18 protein-coding genes and 2 tRNA genes are annotated in these 17410 nt (G+C 72.8%); 18 read left to right on the top strand and 2 right to left on the bottom strand.

The window, feature by feature from the left end; translation table 11 throughout:
• The 4 genes from I5Q34_RS34305 to obgE all read left to right on the top strand — a co-directional run.
• A partial coding sequence (locus I5Q34_RS34305; protein WP_234428242.1) for a hypothetical protein occupies window positions 1-522 on the top strand: 522 nt, incomplete at its 5' end.
• A gap of 479 nt (window positions 523-1001) precedes the next feature.
• A complete protein-coding gene (gene rplU, locus I5Q34_RS02245) occupies window positions 1002-1322 on the top strand; it encodes a 50S ribosomal protein L21 (RefSeq protein ID WP_199890354.1) in 321 nt (106 codons plus the stop codon).
• A 14-nt stretch (window positions 1323-1336) separates the two neighbouring features.
• Window positions 1337-1591: a 50S ribosomal protein L27 gene (gene rpmA / locus I5Q34_RS02250; protein WP_049715810.1), complete on the top strand. Its 255-nt coding sequence runs from the start codon at window positions 1337-1339 to the stop codon at window positions 1589-1591.
• A gap of 128 nt (window positions 1592-1719) precedes the next feature.
• On the top strand, window positions 1720-3159 hold the full coding sequence (obgE, locus tag I5Q34_RS02255; RefSeq protein WP_199890355.1) for a GTPase ObgE: 1440 nt from the start codon (window positions 1720-1722) through the stop codon (window positions 3157-3159).
• Between the two features lie 195 nt (window positions 3160-3354).
• On the opposite strand, the gene I5Q34_RS02260 is transcribed toward obgE, so the two are convergent.
• Window positions 3355-5412 carry a hypothetical protein gene (locus I5Q34_RS02260; RefSeq protein WP_199890815.1) on the bottom strand — a complete coding sequence of 686 codons (2058 nt, stop codon included), beginning with the start codon at window positions 5410-5412 and terminating at the stop codon, window positions 3355-3357.
• A 328-nt stretch (window positions 5413-5740) separates the two neighbouring features.
• Between I5Q34_RS02260 and proB the strand changes: the two genes are divergently transcribed.
• The 5 genes from proB to I5Q34_RS02285 all read left to right on the top strand — a co-directional run bounded on the left by proB (window position 5741) and on the right by I5Q34_RS02285 (window position 10815).
• Window positions 5741-6883 (top strand): glutamate 5-kinase, encoded by a 1143-nt coding sequence (gene proB, locus I5Q34_RS02265; protein WP_199890816.1) that lies wholly within the window; start codon window positions 5741-5743, stop codon window positions 6881-6883.
• Between the two features lie 313 nt (window positions 6884-7196).
• Window positions 7197-7625: a hypothetical protein gene (locus tag I5Q34_RS02270; RefSeq protein WP_199890356.1), complete on the top strand. Its 429-nt coding sequence runs from the start codon at window positions 7197-7199 to the stop codon at window positions 7623-7625.
• Window positions 7626-7649: 24 nt separating this feature from the next.
• Window positions 7650-8936 carry a glutamate-5-semialdehyde dehydrogenase gene (locus I5Q34_RS02275; RefSeq protein WP_199890357.1) on the top strand — a complete coding sequence of 429 codons (1287 nt, stop codon included), beginning with the start codon at window positions 7650-7652 and terminating at the stop codon, window positions 8934-8936.
• Between the two features lie 76 nt (window positions 8937-9012).
• Window positions 9013-9597: a hypothetical protein gene (locus tag I5Q34_RS02280; RefSeq protein ID WP_199890358.1), complete on the top strand. Its 585-nt coding sequence runs from the start codon at window positions 9013-9015 to the stop codon at window positions 9595-9597.
• 150 nt (window positions 9598-9747) lie between these two features.
• Window positions 9748-10815 (top strand): hypothetical protein, encoded by a 1068-nt coding sequence (locus I5Q34_RS02285; protein WP_199890359.1) that lies wholly within the window; start codon window positions 9748-9750, stop codon window positions 10813-10815.
• A 5-nt stretch (window positions 10816-10820) separates the two neighbouring features.
• Here I5Q34_RS02285 and I5Q34_RS02290 read toward each other — a convergent pair whose 3' ends face one another.
• On the bottom strand, window positions 10821-11933 hold the full coding sequence (locus tag I5Q34_RS02290) for a M48 family metallopeptidase (protein WP_199890360.1): 1113 nt from the start codon (window positions 11931-11933) through the stop codon (window positions 10821-10823).
• Window positions 11934-12062: 129 nt separating this feature from the next.
• Between I5Q34_RS02290 and I5Q34_RS02295 the strand changes: the two genes are divergently transcribed.
• From I5Q34_RS02295 to I5Q34_RS02335, 9 genes are all read left to right on the top strand, one after another.
• A complete protein-coding gene (locus tag I5Q34_RS02295; protein WP_199890864.1) occupies window positions 12063-12233 on the top strand; it encodes a hypothetical protein in 171 nt (56 codons plus the stop codon).
• Window positions 12234-12336: 103 nt separating this feature from the next.
• The gene (locus tag I5Q34_RS02300; protein ID WP_199890361.1) at window positions 12337-12498 is read left to right on the top strand and encodes a hypothetical protein; all 162 of its coding nucleotides are present in this window, start codon (window positions 12337-12339) and stop codon (window positions 12496-12498) included.
• A gap of 65 nt (window positions 12499-12563) precedes the next feature.
• On the top strand, window positions 12564-13175 hold the full coding sequence (gene nadD / locus I5Q34_RS02305; RefSeq protein ID WP_199890362.1) for a nicotinate-nucleotide adenylyltransferase: 612 nt from the start codon (window positions 12564-12566) through the stop codon (window positions 13173-13175).
• A gap of 42 nt (window positions 13176-13217) precedes the next feature.
• Window positions 13218-14774: an LCP family protein gene (locus I5Q34_RS02310; protein WP_199890363.1), complete on the top strand. Its 1557-nt coding sequence runs from the start codon at window positions 13218-13220 to the stop codon at window positions 14772-14774.
• A 115-nt stretch (window positions 14775-14889) separates the two neighbouring features.
• Entirely contained in the window at window positions 14890-15330 is a 441-nt protein-coding gene (gene rsfS / locus I5Q34_RS02315) for a ribosome silencing factor (protein WP_199890364.1), read from the top strand.
• Window positions 15327-15980, top strand: coding sequence for a histidine phosphatase family protein (locus I5Q34_RS02320; protein ID WP_199890817.1), 654 nt, complete (start codon window positions 15327-15329; stop codon window positions 15978-15980). Before rsfS ends, I5Q34_RS02320 begins: the two co-directional genes overlap by 4 nt.
• Before the next feature lie 123 nt (window positions 15981-16103).
• A tRNA-Ala gene (locus I5Q34_RS02325) sits at window positions 16104-16176 on the top strand.
• 373 nt (window positions 16177-16549) lie between these two features.
• The gene (locus tag I5Q34_RS02330) at window positions 16550-16783 is read left to right on the top strand and encodes a hypothetical protein (protein ID WP_199890365.1); all 234 of its coding nucleotides are present in this window, start codon (window positions 16550-16552) and stop codon (window positions 16781-16783) included.
• A gap of 186 nt (window positions 16784-16969) precedes the next feature.
• Window positions 16970-17042: transfer RNA gene (locus I5Q34_RS02335), tRNA-Ala, on the top strand.
• Window positions 17043-17410 lie beyond the last annotated feature (368 nt).

Consider the following 17410-nt stretch of genomic DNA (forward strand, 5'->3'; position numbering starts at 1 on the left):
GAGCCCGAGCCCGAGCCCGAGCCCGAGCCCGAGCCCGAGCCCGAGCCCGAGCCCGTGCCCGTGGCCGTGGCCGAGCCCGAGCCGGTCGTCGAGGCCGCGCCCGAGGCCGAGGCTCCGGCGGCGCCCGCCGCCGCCCGTCCGCGGCGTCGGGTGACCCGCAAGGCGTCCGCTCCGGCGGGGTCGCCCGAGGGCGCCGAGGAGGCGGCTGTGGTCGTCGTCGCGGCTCCGGAGGCGGAGTCCGTGCCGTCCGTGCCGGAGGCTCCCGCGGCCGAGGCCGAGGAGGCCGCTCCGGCCAAGAAGACGGCCCGTAAGACGGCCGCCAAGAAGGCCACGACGACCAAGAAGGCAGCGGCGAAGAAGACGACCACCGCGAAGAAGGCGGCGGCGAAGAAGACGACGACTGCCAAGAAGGCGACGACGGCGAAGAAGGCCGCCACGAAGAAGACGGCGGTGAAGAAGACGACGGCTGCCGCGAAGAAGGCGGCGGCCGCGGCCGAGTCGGGGGCGGGCGCGGACGAGTAGTCGTCGTCCGGCGGTCCCGCTGAGGGGGCGGGGTCGGGGTTTGTGCCCCGGCCCCGCCCTTTCACCGTTTCTTCCGGGGCTCCGCCCCTCGGCCCGGCACCGCGCTCCGCGCGGGGTGGGCGGGGGTTGCGCCCCCTGCACCCCTGCCGGGGCTCCGCCCCTGGCCCCCGTTCCGGGAGCTCCGCCCCCGGCCCCCCGAAGCGTCCCCCGGCCCCCCCGAAGCGTCCCCCGGCCCCCCCGAAGCGCCCTCGGGCACTGTCCTCAAACGCCGGACGGGCTGATCCGGCCCCGGCAACGGCCCGGTTTGACCCCTTGCGCCGTGCCCCGTAACCTTGCCAGTCGGCGTCTGTACGCCCACCCCTGAGCACATCCCTTCCGGCGTCAGCCGGGAGAGGCCGCTCGTCCACTCGGAAGCACGGGTCCGCCCGTCCGAGCGGCTGGCATCAGAGGTCCATTACTAGCGAGAGAGTGAGATCCGCGTGTACGCAGTCGTGCGTAGCGGTGGTCGCCAGCACAAGGTTGCTGTCGGCGACATCGTCGAGGTTGACAAGATTTCCGACGGCAAGGTGGGCGACGCGGTCGAGCTCTCGACGCTGCTCGTCGTCGACGGCGAGTCCGTCACCAGCGACCCGTGGGTCCTGGCGGGCATCAAGGTCCAGGCCGAGATCGTGGACCACCACAAGGGTGCCAAGATCGACATCCTGAAGTACAAGAACAAGACCGGTTACCGCAAGCGCATTGGTCACCGCCAGCAGTACACGGCGATCAAGGTCACTGGCATCCCGTCGGCTGCGAAGTAAGGGACTGAGGAGAGATGGCACACAAGAAGGGCGCATCGTCCACCCGGAACGGTCGCGACTCCAACGCTCAGCGGCTCGGCGTGAAGCGCTTCGGCGGTCAGACCGTCAACGCCGGTGAGATCCTGGTCCGCCAGCGCGGCACCCACTTCCACCCGGGCGCCGGTGTCGGCCGCGGTGGCGACGACACCCTGTTCGCGCTGCAGGCCGGTGCGGTGCAGTTCGGCACCCACCGTGGCCGCAAGGTCGTCAACATCGTTCCGGTCGCCTGATCACCTGATCCAGGCCCCGTAGAGCGGTACAGCGCGAGGGCGGACCTCCCTTCCCCTGTGGGGAAGCGGGTCCGCCCTCGCTGCGTTACAACAAGACACACCCCTTAGGCATCTGGAGGCAGACCGCTATGACCACCTTCGTGGACCGCGTCGAACTGCACGTCGCCGCGGGTAACGGAGGCCATGGCTGCGCCTCCGTGCACCGTGAGAAGTTCAAGCCGCTCGGCGGCCCGGACGGCGGCAACGGTGGCCGTGGCGGTGACGTGATCCTGGTCGTCGACCAGTCGGTCACCACGCTTCTGGACTACCACCACAGCCCGCACCGCAAGGCCACCAACGGCAAGCCCGGCGAGGGCGGCAACCGCTCCGGCAAGGACGGCACGGACCTCGTCCTGCCCGTCCCGGACGGCACCGTGATCCTCGACCGGCGCGGCAACGTCCTCGCCGACCTGGTCGGCGAGGGCACCACATACGTCGCCGCCCAGGGCGGCCGCGGCGGCCTCGGCAACGCCGCGCTGGCCTCGGCCCGCCGCAAGGCGCCCGGCTTCGCGCTGCTCGGCGTGCCCGGGGACGTCCAGGAGATCGTCCTGGAGCTGAAGACCGTCGCGGACGTGGCGCTCGTCGGCTACCCGAGCGCCGGCAAGTCCTCGCTGATCTCCGTGCTCTCCGCCGCGAAGCCGAAGATCGCCGACTACCCGTTCACCACGCTCGTCCCCAACCTCGGTGTGGTGACGGCCGGTTCGACCGTCTACACCATCGCCGACGTCCCCGGCCTGATCCCCGGCGCCAGCCAGGGCAAGGGCCTGGGCCTGGAGTTCCTGCGGCACGTCGAGCGCTGCTCGGTGCTGGTGCACGTGCTGGACACGGCGACGCTGGAGTCGGAGCGCGACCCGCTGAGCGACCTCGACGTGATCGAGGCCGAGCTCAAGGAGTACGGCGGGCTGGACAACCGGCCGCGGATCGTCGTCCTCAACAAGGTCGACATCCCCGACGGCCAGGACCTGGCCGACATGATCCGCCCCGACCTGGAGGCCCGCGGCCTGCGCGTCTTCGAGGTGTCGGCGGTCTCCCGGCAGGGGCTGAAGGAGCTGTCCTTCGCGCTGGCCGGCATCGTCGCCGAGGCGCGCGCCGCGAAGCCGAAGCAGGAGGCGACGCGGATCGTCATCCGGCCGAAGGCCGTGGACGACGCGGGCTTCACGGTCACGCTGGAGGACGACGGCATGTACCGGGTGCGCGGCGAGAAGCCGGAGCGCTGGGTGCGCCAGACGGACTTCAGCAACGACGAGGCCGTCGGCTACCTGGCGGACCGCCTCAACCGGCTCGGCGTCGAGGACGAGCTCCTCAAGGCCGGTGCCCGGTCGGGCGACGGCGTGGCGATCGGCCCGGAGGAGAACGCGGTCGTCTTCGACTGGGAGCCGTCGATGGCCGCCGGTGCGGAGATGCTCGGTCGCCGTGGCGAGGACCACCGCATGGAGGAGCCGCGCCCGGCGGCCCAGCGGCGCCGCGACAAGCAGGCGGCGCGGGACGAGGCGCAGCAGGAGTACGAGGGGTTCGACCCCTTCGCGTAGGCGTTGCCACTGGGGCGGGTGCGGGGTGTTTTCTCCCCGCCCCGCCCTTTCGCCGTTTCCGCAGCAGCGCGCTGCGCGCTCCCCGGAGGGGCACCCCCGGTCCTCAAACGCCGGACGGGCTGGCTGAGCACGGGGAAGGCCCCGGGAGGTTGTGGAACCTCCCGGGGCCTTCCCCGTATTCACGTCCGGACGCGCTCAGCGCCCCTGTGCCGGGGTGAACCATCCACCCTGGTCCCCGGGAGCCTGCGGTGCGCCGTCGTCCGTCGACGGGGCGCCCACGCCCTCCCGCTGTCCGGGAACGGGCGGCACCTCCGACGCCGCCGTCCGCGCGGCGACCCGTGCCGCGCGCTCGTCCGCCTCGCGGGACAGCTCCAGGGCCGCCTGGTTGAAGCGGACCAGGGACGGCGGGTCCGACGGGCCCAGCAGCTGGACCTTCAGCTCCGCGCGGGCCTTGGCCAGCCGGTCCAGGCGCGGGTCGCGCACCGCGGCGAGCATCGCCGGGACGCCGACCGCGTCGGGCTCGAGGATCGTCGCCGCCGTGACGGTCGGGAAGTTCGCGAGGAACTCCTCCTCGGACATCCCGCTGGTGTTGGCCACCGCGTACGGCTTCTCGCTGATCAGGTAGTCCGAGACGACGCTGGAGACGTCGCTGATCAGCACGTCCGCCTGGTTGAAGCAGCTGAAGAGCGTGGGCCGCTGCCCGGTGACGATCTGGTGCTCCCACTCGGGCAGCGAGGCCCAGTAGGCCGCCTCCCAGGCGGTCAGCGTGGCCGCGACCGCCGCGGCGCGCCCCGGCTCGGGGGCGGTCTGGAGCAGCATGCGCTCGGTCTCGTCCACGCCGGGCGCGAACTTCTTCGCGGTGAGCTCCTGGAGCTCGACGGCCAGGCGCTCCATTTCCGCCGCGGCCTCCGGGCCGGGCCGGTAGCCGTCGCGCTGCTCGTTCGCCTCGCGGATCATCTCCTTGATGCGCCGGTTCGCCTCGCCCGCGCGCGGGTCGACGGAGCCGGTCATCGGGTGCGGCTTGTACAGCAGCCGGACGGCCGGGTCGGCGAGCAGCTCGCGGACGATGTTCTCGCCGGCGAGCATGACCGAGGTGTTGCCCGGGTTGCCGTCCCAGCCCTCCCAGGTGGGGGCGTAGAGGACGGTCGTGTACGGCCGGGCCGGGGCGCCGGCGTACGGCTGGATCGGGGCCAGCTGCGGGCGGCCGACCTCGACGACGTCGCGGTCGTCGACGCCGATGTCGGCGAGCTGGTAGCGCTCGCGCGCGGCCGGGCCGGCGACCCAGATCTCGTCGTACGCCTTGGAGTACGGGTTGCAGCTGGAGAGCTTGTCGCTCTCACCGTGGTTGATGAACGCGTGCTTGATCGACGGCATGCGCAGGACCTGCGAGGTCTTGCCCGAGTTCGCCGGGTGCAGCAGCAGCTTCAGGGTGGACTTCTCCAGCGCCATCAGGTGGACGACCTTGGGGAAGCAGATGATCGGGATGTCCGTGGCGTCGATCTTCTTCACCATGAAGCGCTCGCGCAGCACGAGCAGCGGGTTGCCGTCGAGCTCGGCGAGGGTGGAGAGCCACATGTTCGCCTGGTACGCGGAGCTGGTGCCGCCGGAGAAGTACATGCCGACGGTGGGCCGGTACGAGGCCAGCCACTGGTCGAGCCACTCTATGGCCTGCTCCTCGGTGGCGACCCGCTTGGCGGGGCGCAGCCAGGTGGTCAGGTAGAGGGTGCCGCCGAGGGCGAGCAGCAGCGCGACGCCCACGCCGATCATGCCGCCGACGGGCTTGCCGCTGCCCACGGTGAACAGCAGGCCGGCCGAGGCGGGGACCGCGAAGCGCACCAGGCGGCGGCCGTGCTGGCGGGCCAGCAGGCGCGGGGGCGCGGCGGTCAGGTGCAGCCCGGTGGTGTCGATGTTGCGCGTGACGAACGGCAGCGTGCGCGAGCGGCGGACGACGATGGCGACCGCCTGGCAGCTGAGGTGCGCCGCGTAGAAGAGGACGACGCCGACGAACACCGGCGCGTAGTCGCGCAGCGAGCCGTCGCCGTGCATGCGCAGCAGTCCGAGCATGATCACCATGTCGCGCAGCAGCTGCCGCACCATGACGTCGAACCGGACCTTGCCGAGCAGGGCGAGCAGACCGGGGTCTCGGTGCTGCAGATAGAGGTCGAGGGCGAGGCCCGCCGCCGAGGTGGCGATCAGGAGCGGCGCGTTCGGCGTGAGCGCGCCCACGAGCTGGAGTACGAACGACACCAGCATCGCGAGCAGCGCCGCAGCCTGAACGGCTCGGCGGGGGACTGTTCCGGCAGGCACTGGGCTAGCTCCTGGCAGGAGGACTGAGAGGGTCGGAGGACCGTGGCGGACACGTCATGGGACAACGGTCGGGACAACGGACGCAACCGACCGTATGACGGCCGCTGGGCCAGGAGCAATCTTCGGTCATGGCAACCCTCACAAAATAGGGTCGAACGACCACAATCGCCAGACGGTAGATTTGCCGGTCCGGGCAGGGAAACGACTGGGAAACGACGCGAGGACGAAGGTGCGGGAGACGGTGCGGGCAGCGACGGCGGACGAAGCGGCGGACCTGGCGACGGCGGACGGGCCGGGCGGGCTCCGCCCGGAGGTCACCGGCGCGCGCCGGATCGTGGTCAAGGTGGGCTCGTCCTCTCTCACCACCGCGGGCGGGGGACTGGACGCGGACCGGGTTGACGCGCTCGTCGACGTGCTGGCCCGGGTGCTGGGCCCGGAGGGGGCGAAGGAGATCGTCCTCGTCTCCTCCGGTGCCATCGCCGCCGGCCTCGCCCCGCTGGGGCTCGACGGGCGGCCGAAGGACCTGGCCCGGCAGCAGGCCGCGGCCAGCGTCGGCCAGGGGCTGCTGGTCGCCCGGTACACCGCCTCCTTCGCGCGCTACGGCCGCCGGGTCGGGCAGGTGCTGCTGACCACGGACGACACCAGCCGGCGCGCGCACTACCGCAACGCCCGCCGCACCCTGGACCAGCTGCTGGCCATGGGCGCGGTCCCGGTCGTCAACGAGAACGACACGGTGGCCACGGACGAGATCCGCTTCGGCGACAACGACCGGCTGGCCGCGCTGGTGGCCCACCTGGTCCGCGCCGACCTGCTCGTCCTGCTCTCCGACGTGGACGGCCTCTACGACGGCGACCCCAGCACCCCCGGCACCTCCCGCATCGCGGAGGTCACCGGGCCCGCGGACCTGGAGGACGTCTCCATCGGCAGCGCGGGCAAGGCCGGCGTCGGCACGGGCGGCATGGTCACCAAGGTCGAGGCCGCCCGCATCGCGGCCGCCGCGGGCATTCCCGTCGTCCTGACCTCGGCCAGCCGCGCCGCGGACGCGCTGCTGGGCCGTCCCACGGGCACCCTCTTCCACCGCACCGGCCGCCGCTCCGCCGACCGGCTGCTCTGGCTCGCGCACGCCTCGGCCCCGCGGGGGGCGCTGACGCTGGACGACGGTGCCGTGCATGCCGTGGTGCGCGGCACCGGCTCGCTGCTGCCGGCGGGGATCGCGGCCGTCGAGGGCGAGTTCAGCGCGGGCGACCCGGTCGAGCTGCGGGACGCGGAGGGGCGGGCCGTGGCGCGGGGGCTCGTGTCGTACGACGCGGGGGAGATCCCGCAGCTGCTGGGCCGCTCGACGCGGGATCTGGCACGGGAGCTGGGGCCGGGGTACGAGCGGGAGGTCGTGCACCGGGACGACCTCGTCGTCCTGTAGGGGGCTCCCCGCCCCGCCCTTTCACCTTCACCGTTTCCGCAGCAGCACGCTGCGCGCGCTGTCCGCAGAACAGCCCGTCCGGCGCTTGAGGACGAACGCGGCGAAGCCGCGTCGCACCCGCGCGGAGCGCGCGGGAAACGGTGAAAGGGCGGGACAGGGGCAGAAACTCCATGGCCACGGGCCCGCACCGTGTCCAGTTCGCACAGCCGAGTCCAACCTTTCCCCGGGACCTTTCCGGAAAACCGCCCCGCGCCCCTCCCCGGGCTGCTCAACTTTTAAGTGCGAGGACCAGCACGACACCAGGAGGCCGCCGGTGAGACGAGGGCGCCCAGGGGCCCCGGCCCTGACGAGCGTCGGGGCATGCGGCACCACGGGGGAGGACGCCGGGGCGGAGCGCACGGATTCCCGGCTGTGGCACATCACGCTCAGCGTCAGCGGTGCCGCGGCCCCGCTGGGCGAGGTGCGGCGCGCGCTGGAACAGCTCGCCCACGACCATCCCTTCCTGCTGACCAGCCGCTATGCCGAGGACCACGCCGAGATCCGCTACTGGGAGGAGGCGCGCGACCTGCACGACGCGGCGGCGGTGGCGCTGCGGCTGTGGGGCGAGCACCGCTCGACGGCACGGCTGCCCCCGTGGGAGATCGTGGGTCTGGAGGTCATCGACCGGGAGACGTACCACCACCGGGTGGCGGCGGGCCACGGCCCGCTCCCGGCGACGCCGGTCGGGGTCCACCCGTTCTGAGAACGGGAACTAAGCTGCATCCCCATGAGCAGCGATACCCCCACCTTCCCCGAGTCCCCTGTGCTCCAGGCGGCCGCCCGCGCCCGCGAGGCCGCCGCCGCGCTGGCGCCACTGCCGCGCGCGGCCAAGGACGTGGCGCTGCTCGCCATCGCGGACGCGCTCGGCGCCCGCACCGACGAAATCGTCGCGGCCAACGCCGAGGACGTGGCGAGGGCCCGGGCCGCGGGCACCGCCGAGGGCATCGTCGACCGGCTGACGCTGACGCCCGAGCGTGTACGGGCCATCGCCGCCGACGTGCGCGACGTGGCCGGCCTGCCCGACCCCGTCGGCGAGGTGGTGCGCGGCTCGACGCTGCCCAACGGCATCGACCTGCGCCAGGTGCGGGTGCCGCTCGGCGTCGTCGGCATCGTCTACGAGGCCCGGCCCAACGTGACGGTGGACGCCGCCGCGCTCTGCCTGAAGTCAGGCAACGCCGTGCTGCTGCGCGGCTCGTCGTCGGCGTACGCCTCCAACACCGCCCTGGTGCGCGTGGTGCGCGACGCCGTCGAGGGGGCCGGGCTGCCGGCGGACGCCGTGCAGCTGGTGCCGGGCGAGAGCCGCGAGTCCGTGCGCGAGCTGATGCGCGCCCGCGGCCTGGTGGACGTGCTGATCCCGCGCGGCGGCGCCTCGCTGATCCGTACCGTCGTCGAGGAGTCCATCGTCCCGGTGATCGAGACCGGCACCGGCAACTGCCACGTGTACGTGGACGCCGCCGCCGACCTCGACACCGCCGTGCGCATCCTCGTCAACTCCAAGGCGCAGCGCCCCAGCGTCTGCAACGCCGCCGAGACCCTGCTGGTGCACCGCGACATCGCGGACCGCTTCCTGCCGCTCGCGCTGGACGCCCTCGCCGAGGCCGGGGTGACGGTGCACGGCGACGAGCGGGTGCTGGCCGCGGCCGCCGGCGGCAGGGCCACCGTCGTGCCCGCGACGGAGGAGGACTGGGAGACCGAGTACCTCTCCTACGACATCGCCGCCGCGGTGGTGGACTCGCTGGACGAGGCCGTCCGGCACATCCGCCGCTGGTCGTCCGGACACACGGAGGCGATCGTCACCGGCTCGCAGCAGGCGGCCCGCCGCTTCACCCAGCTGGTCGACTCCACGACGGTGGCCGTCAACGCCTCGACGCGGTTCACCGACGGCAGCCAGTTCGGGTTCGGCGCCGAGATCGGCATCTCCACCCAGAAGCTGCACGCGCGCGGCCCGATGGGCCTGCCGGAACTGACCTCCACCAAGTACGTCGTCACCGGCGACGGGCACATCCGCGGCTAGCGTCCCGCCCGGGGGCGGTGGGGCTAATTCCCGTACCGCCCGCGCGGATTGAGGGCTTCGGGTCTACGCTGGACGCGTGCCGGACGACGTGGGGGGCAGGCCGTTCCCGGACGGCGAGGAGCCCGACAGCCACCACCGCCACGGGGACGACGAGTTCGCCTCCGTGGTCTTCGACGAGGAGTTCGTGCGGTCCGCCGCCGTGCACGAGCCCAGCGCGGCCGAGCGGATGCGCGCCGCGAGGGCCCGCTCGGGCGCCGGACTCGCCGACGACGACGGGTACGGGGACGTCCGCGACGGCCCCCGCGCGGGCGGGCGGCCGTGGTGCACGCTCACCGACGACCTCGACCCGGACGACGCCTACGGGCCGTACGGCAGGTACGGCACCTGGCGCCGGCCCTACCGGGGCCGGCCCCGCTGGCAGCGGCCGGTGGCCTGGGCGCTGTGCGTGCTGATGGGCGTCGGCGTGGTCGCCTTCGCCTTCGCGGCCGTCTACCGGGGCGCCTCCTCCGGGGACCGCAGGGAGCCGGCCCCGCCGCCGGCCACGACCGGGGTGGACACCCCGGCGCCGGCCCGGCAGGGCGCCCTGCCGGGCCCCGCCCGGCCCAGCGTCTCCGCGGACTCCCAGGCCCCGGTGGCCTCGGCCGTACCGCGCCACGGCTGACCGCGCGATCACCCGTGACTCTCGGTGATCGTCGCAGCTCGCGGCGGGGACGGCCACCCGGCGCGAGCCGGGGCGCGCGACGGCGAACTCACCGCAAGTTGTCGCGTACCAGCGCGTTTACCGAGGGCCCCGCCGACCTACCCTTGAGGTATGGAAGGGCCTGGAGACCCGCCTGAGGGCCAGCCCGAGGGTGCCCCGGGAAACGGTGACGAAGAGTACCGGTCGGTCGTCTTCGACGAATCGTTCGTCCGTGCTGCGCGCCTCCAGGAGTTCTCGGCCCGCGAGCGCATGGACGACCACGCGCCCGCCGTCCGCACCCGGCACGTCTGGGCGCGGCTCGGCGCCTCGCGGCAGCTCCTGCTCCTGGTGCTGCTGATCGCGCTCGCCTTCGGCACGGCCGTCTACATGGGGCTGCGCCACCCGTACAAGGAGCCCCGGCCCCCGTCGGCCGAGCCGCTGCGGACGGCCGTCGTGCCGCTCGCACCCCGCGGCGCGGTCCCGGGCGGCACCGCGGACCGGCTGCTCGCGCACAGCCCGGCCGCGCAGTTCCGCCAGGGCCCGGAGGCGATCGTGCTGCCCGCGGTGCGGCGCACCCAGAACTTCTCCGAGGCGCTGGTGATGACCGCCCTCGCCACGGCGAAGGAGTACACGGTGAAGTCCGCCGTCGAGCGGTCCGTGGTCACCGGCGGCGACCACCGGTCCGTCCGCCTGCTGCTCTCGCCCGACCAGCTCGACCAGTACGACCGCAGCCTGGAGCGGCCCGCCGACGACGGGCAGCACGCGGCCACCGGCTGGCTGGTGCGCTTCGACCCCGCCCGGACCGTCCTCGACGACGTGCCCGTCCGGGCCGAGGGCGCCTTCTCCGTCACCGAGATCTCGCCCGCCGTGCTGGAGGTCTCCGCCGACCACACCTTCGTCTACGCCGTCCGCCCGGCCGGGGCGTCGGCGGACGACTCCTCGCTGTTCACCGTCCGCCGCGTCATGCGCTTCCGCTTCGACCGGGACGACCTCCAGGACCACCACGTCCAGGTCCTGCAGAGCACGGTGGAGGCCGGGCCGGAGTCCTGCGGGGCCGACGACGCGGCCTATCTGCAGCCGGTGCCGGCCGGCAGGACGGCCGACAACAGCCGCCAGCCCGACACCGACCCGTACGCGACGGGCCGCCAGTCCACCGCCCTGTGCGGCGTCCTGGCCCCGGGCCCCGCGCCGTCCCGCTGACCCGCTCAACTCTCCTTGGGGCCGCCCTCCTTGGGGCCGTCCTCGCCCGGCCCGTCCTTCGGCCTGCCGCCGCCGGTCCGCCCGGTGAAGGTGTCCCGCAGCTTGCTGCCCAGGTCGTTCGCCCCGCCCGCGATGTCCCGCACCAGGCCCATCAGCGGATCCTTGCTGGAGCGCACCGAGTCGGCGTAGTGGTTCGCCGACTGGCGGAAGGAGTCGGACACCGAGGCGTCGCGGTCCTCCGAGCGGCGCGGGTAGTGGCCGTCCATGATCCGCTGGAAGTCGCGGCTCTCCGCCCAGCGCTTGAGCTCCGCGGCCCGCACCGTCGCGAACGGGTGGCTGCGCGGCAGCAGGTTCAGGATCTTCAGCACGGAGTCCCGCAGGTCGCCGCCCGCCTCGTACTCCTCGGCCTGGGCCAGGAACGCGTCCACGTTCATCTCGTGCAGGTGGTTGCCGCCCGCCAGCTTCATCAGGCCGCGCAGCGACGCCCGCACGTCCTGCCCGACCAGCAGGCCCGCCCGGTCGGCCGACAGCTCCGACTTGCGGAACCACTCCCGCAGCGCCGTCACGATCGCCGTCACCGCCATCCCGCCCAGCGGGATCCAGGCCACCTTCAGCGCCATGTTCGTCAGGAACAGCAGGATCGTGCGGTAGACCGCGTGGCCCGACAGCGCGTGACCCACCTCGTGGCCCACGACCGCCCGCATCTCCTCCTCGTCCAGCAGCTCGACCAGGCCCGTCGTCAGCACGATGACCGGCTCGTCCAGCCCGACGCACATCGCGTTCGGCACCGGGTCCTGGGTGACGTACATCGGGGGGACCTTCGGCAGGTCCAGGACGTAGCAGGCGTCCAGCAGCATCGTGTGCAGGTGGGCGAACTGCCGCGGGCCCACCCGCACCGAGTCGGACAGGAACAGCAGCCGCAGGCTGCGCTCCGGGAGCAGACCGCTCAGCGCCTTGAAGACCGTGTCGAAACCGCTCAGCTTGCGCAGGGCGACCAGCGCGGAGCGGTCCGCGGGGTGCTCGTACGCCCGGGACGAGATGTCCGGGAACCGCTTGCGGTCGCGGGCGGGGACGCTCTCCCCGGCACCGGACCCGTTCGCCGCGTTGCTGTCACTCATCGAGACCCCCTCAACTGGGCTTGACCGTGCCCTTCCCCAAGCTCTCGGCTCCGCTCGAGCAGGGGAGACCCCTATCCGGCCGACGCACCCCACCCTAGGCCGTACCACCGACATCGCTACCGTGGAGGCATGTCCGCTCTCCAGGGTCTCACCCACCTCGCAGCCTCCCCGGCCGTCACCCAGGTCCACGCCTCGGGGGGCCCGGGCCCGGTGCTGCGCACCGTCGTCCTCCTCTCCCTGATCGGCGTCCCGCTCGTCGCCTACCTGCTGCTGCGCGGCTACCGGCGCGACAAGGACTGACAAGGACCGACAAGGACTGAGGCACCGGTCCGCGCTGATCCCGGACCGCATACGATGTGGCAGAAGTCTCCAACCGATCGCCTCCGGAGAGGTCCTGCCGACGATGTCCCTCACCTCAGCCCACTCGGCCCTGGTCACGCTCGCCTCCGAGAGCGAGCACGGCGGTAACCACGAGAGTCTCAGCCCCTACGTGACCGGCGGTGCCGCCCTCCTCATCCTGCTGCTCATGCTCTGGATCACCACCCGCTTCAACCGCGACCGCTGACGCGGCCGGCGGGCGGACCTCCCCGGAGGGCCGGCGTCCCGCCGTGCCCAGTAGGGTCTGCACGCATGGGAGAGCAGACAGAGCCCGCGAAGCGGCGGCTCGGCGTCATGGGCGGGACGTTCGACCCGATCCACCACGGCCACCTGGTCGCCGCCAGTGAGGTCGCCTCGCAGTTCCACCTGGACGAGGTGGTCTTCGTGCCGACCGGCGAGCCCTGGCAGAAGAGCCACAAGGCCGTCTCGCCCGCCGAGGACCGCTACCTGATGACGGTCATCGCCACGGCCTCCAACCCGCAGTTCTCGGTCAGCCGGATCGACATCGACCGCGGGGGCCCGACGTACACCGTCGACACGCTGCGGGACCTGCGCGCGCTCAACGACGACGCGGATCTGTTCTTCATCACCGGCGCCGACGCCCTGGCCCAGATCCTGACCTGGCACAACACGGACGAGCTGTTCTCCCTCGCCCACTTCATCGGCGTCACCCGGCCCGGTCACATACTGGCCAACCCCGGCCTGCCCGACGACCGGGTCTCCTTCGTCGAGGTCCCGGCGCTCGCCATCTCCTCGTCCGACTGCCGCGAACGGGTGGCCGACGGCGAGCCCGTCTGGTACCTGGTGCCCGACGGTGTCGTGCGCTACATCGCCAAGCGCAGGCTGTACCGTCACGACGGCTGACATCCGGCCGACACCCGGCTCCAGTGGCATCGAGGGGCACCGTTGAACGACCGCCAGGACCCGTACGCGCACGACCCGTACGCCCAACCACCGCAGGTGTACGGCTACGACGCCTACGGCCGGCCGGTGTACCACCCGGACGACCCGCAGCGGGTCTACGACGCCTACGGGCAGCCCCTGGCCGCGCAGCAGCAGGCCCCCTACGACCCGTACGCCGCGCAGCAGGCCGCCCCCCGGCAGACCGCGCAGCAGGAGTGGATCCCGCAGCAGCAGGCCGGGCCCGCGGCCGCGCCGCCGCAGCCCGCGGCCGCCGTCCCCGAGCCGCGGCGGGCCCCGGACGGCGCCGACGCCGCCCCGGACCACCGCACCGAGCAGTTCTCCTTCGTCGAGGCGCCGGACGAGGACTCCGAGGACGTCATCGACTGGCTCAAGTTCACCGAGAGCCGCACCGAGCGCCGCGACGAGCGCAAGCGCAAGGGCCGCAACCGCTTCGTCGCCCTCGCGGTGGCGCTCGTCCTCGTCGTGGGCGCGGTGGTCGGCTGGCTGCTGCTCGCCGGCGGTGACGACGGGGGCGGCCCCGAGGCCGCCGCCGGCCAGAAGCGCGACGTGATCGTCGTCCACCTGCGGCAGACCAAGGGCGGCGGCAGCTCGACGGCGCTGCTGGTGGACAACGCCACGACGAAGAAGGCCACCGCCGTCCTGCTGCCCAACTCCCTCGCGGTCACCAAGGACGGCGGCGGCTCCACGACCCTGGGCAAGTCCGTCCAGGACGCCGGCACCGGGGCCACCCGCGACGCCCTGAACACCCTGCTCGGCTCGCAGATCAAGGGCAGCTGGCGGCTCGACACGCCCTACCTGGAGAACCTGGTCCAGCTCGTCGGCGGCATCACCGTCGACGCCGACACCGACGTCCCCGGGGCCAAGGCCGGCGACAACCCGCTGGTGCGCCGGGGCGGCGGGCGGACGCTCAACGGCCAGACCGCCGTCGCCTACGCCACCTACCGGGGGCCCGGCGAGGAGCCCGACAAGCAGCTGCTCCGGTTCGGCCAGGTCATGCAGGCCGTCCTGAAGAAGCTGTCCAGCGACGGCCGGGCGGCCACCACCACCGTCGAGACGCTCGCCCAGATCCCCGACCCCTCGCTCTCCGTCCAGCAGCTCGGCGCCTCCCTGGCCCAGCTCGCGGAACGGGCCAAGGCGGACGCGTACCGCACCGCCCTGCTGCCCGTGCGGCAGGACGGGACGCTTGGCGGGCAGGAGGCGGACGGCCTGGTCAAGGAGGTGCTCGGCGGGGCCGTGAAGAACGCCGGCGCCGACGCGACGCCCCGGGTCGGGGTGCGCAACGCCACCGGCGGCGCCACGGGCGCCGGGGCCGCGCGGGTCGCGCTGGTCAACGGTGGCTACACCTTCCTCGACGCCGGCACGGCGCCGGCCACGGCGCGCACCGCGGTCCTCTACGCGGACGACAAGCGGGCGGCGGACGCCAAGGAGGTCGCCAAGACCCTGGGGCTGCCCGCCGGCGCGGTCCGCAAGGGCGGTGGCTCCGACGTGGCGGCCAACGCCGACATCACCGTGGTGCTGGGCAGGGACTACAAGGGGTGAGCGCCGAGAGGCATTGAGGCGAGGCCTTGAGGTGGCCGGGGAAAACTCCCCGGAGATCCGGTGGCCGGTCGTGAGACCCTTGACGGGTACGGACCCCCTACCGAAAGCATGGCTTGTGACCGCCACGGACCGCTCCATCGAGCTCATCCAGGCCGCCGCCCAGGCGGCCGCCGACAAGCTCGCGCACGACATCATCGCGTACGACGTCAGCGACGTGCTGTCGATCACCGACGCCTTCCTGCTGGCCTCGGCCCCCAACGACCGCCAGGTCAAGTCGATCGTCGACGAGATCGAGGAGCGGCTGCTGAAGGACCTCGGCGCCAAGCCGGTCCGCCGCGAGGGCGACCGCGACGCCCGCTGGGTGCTCCTCGACTACGTCGACATCGTCGTGCACGTCCAGCACAGCGAGGAGCGCGTCTTCTACGCGCTGGAGCGGCTGTGGAAGGACTGCCCCGAGATCGGCCTCCCCGCCGACGCGGTCGCCACCCGCGGCAAGGCCGAGGAGCACGCCCGCGCCCTGGAGGCCCGGGAGAGTCTGGACGGAGACCTGAGCTGAACGGCAGCGCGGGCGGCCGGGGCCGCCGCGTCGTGCTGTGGCGGCACGGTCAGACGGCCTGGAACGTGGAGCGCCGCTTCCAGGGCACCACGGACATCGAGCTGACCGGCACGGGCCTCGCCCAGGCCCGGCGGGCGGCCCGGCTGCTCGCGGCCATGAAGCCCGACGCCATCGTCGCCTCCGACCTCCGCCGGGCGTCCGCCACCGCCGCCGAGCTGTCCGCGCTCACCGGTCTGGCGGTCGCGGGCGACGCCGCGCTGCGCGAGACCTACGCCGGGGCCTGGCAGGGCCTGACGCACGACGAGATCATCGAGCGGTACGGCGAGCAGTACGCGGCGTGGAAGCGCGGCGAGCCCGTGCGGCGCGGTGGCGGCGAGCTGGAGACCGAGGTGGCCGACCGGGCCGCGCCGGTGGTCCTGTCGCACGCCGAGAAGCTGCCGGACGGCGGCACCCTCGTCGTGGTCAGCCACGGCGGCACCATCCGCACCACGATCGGGCGGCTGCTCGGCCTGGAGTCCCACTCGTGGGAGGCACTGGGCGGCCTCAGCAACTGCTGCTGGTCCGTCCTGGGCGAGGGCGCGCGCGGCTGGCGCCTGCTGGAGCACAACGCCGGCACGCTGCCGGAGCCGGTCCTCGGCGACGACGACTGAGCGCTCCGGGGACGGCCCGCGGGCCCGCTCCGGCCCGATTTCCCATTCGGGCAGGTCACAGGCTAAAGTTCTTCTTGTTCGCGGGGAACGCGGAGGGAAACCTCCGGGGAAACCGAGAACAGCGGGGCTATAGCTCAGTTGGTAGAGCGCCTGCATGGCATGCAGGAGGTCAGGAGTTCAATTCTCCTTAGCTCCACAGAACGGAACGATCCCGTCCCTCCTATCGGAGGGGCGGGATCTTCGCTTTTCCGTCGCTTTCCCGGGACCGGGATCCAACCGTCGCCGTCGGCCGTGGGGTTGGCGCAGGCGGACGGGGGTGTTCCTCATGTGCCGGGGGCACTGACCCGGACACCCGTCCCGTGGCAGAATCGGACGGCCGGGCGCGGACGGGGTGAAGGGGAGGGAAAGAGACATGCCGGTGTGTGTTCCCGCGGGGACCCGCGGCCTTCCCGGAGCGACCGCCCTCCAGTGCCCGGCTTGTGGATCCGCTCACGTGGCCCAGGTGCTCGGCGACAACGGCGGTGTTTCGTACGTCTGCACGGCCTGCGGCCACAGCTGGAGCTGAGTGAATGGGTGCACACAGCCGGAAGTGCGACTGGTGCGGCAGCGGTACGCCCATCGTCCGCGACATGGACCCGGTCAACGCCGACTACCAGTACTGGTGCGTCGAGTGCGCCCGGGCGCTGATCATAAAAGGCGACCCCATCGAGACCTACCGCGAGCTGGAGGGCGAGCCGATCTACGGGCGGTTGCTCGACGAGCACTGCGCGCTGAAGCGGTTCTACTCCTTCGCCACGGCGTGAGGGGCCTTGGTGAGGGGCCCTGGTGGGGAGTCCTGGTGAGGAGCCCCGCCCTGTCGGGCAAATCGGGTCGATTCGGGCGCCGCGTCAATCGATTTGGGCTCCGGTCGGGAGCCGTGTAATGTTCTGGGTGTCGCCAGGGAGACCGGCCGGAAACGGACCGGGGGCCCGGGCGGGACAAGAAAACAAGGGGCTATAGCTCAGTTGGTAGAGCGCCTGCATGGCATGCAGGAGGTCAGGAGTTCAATTCTCCTTAGCTCCACAGGAGATGAACGGGTCGCCCGCGAGGGCGGCCCGTTCTCGTATGTCCACTGTGGTGGCACGAGCCACCGGTGAGATCGCCCGCGTGGGTCAAGTGCCCATGTTCAAGCGCCAGTTCGGGCGCCGTGCAACGTCCGCGCCGGCTTCGTCAACGGCGTCGACGCCGAGGACGGCACCACCGTCTCGCCGCGCGGCATGCATGGGTTCCGACAGCTCGCTCTCCGCGGCCGTCGGCCACGGCGGCGTCACCGGCGTCGGCTCCCCGGCCGATGGGTACGTGACCTCGTACATCCCGCGGGCCCGGCACCGGGCGTCCCCGGGGCCCGCACCTCGGTGCGGGTCCCGGCACCCCTGCGGTAACCTGGGCCC

The organism is Streptomyces sp. AV19, assembly GCF_015999245.1.
In the GTDB taxonomy this organism is placed as follows: domain Bacteria; phylum Actinomycetota; class Actinomycetes; order Streptomycetales; family Streptomycetaceae; genus Streptomyces.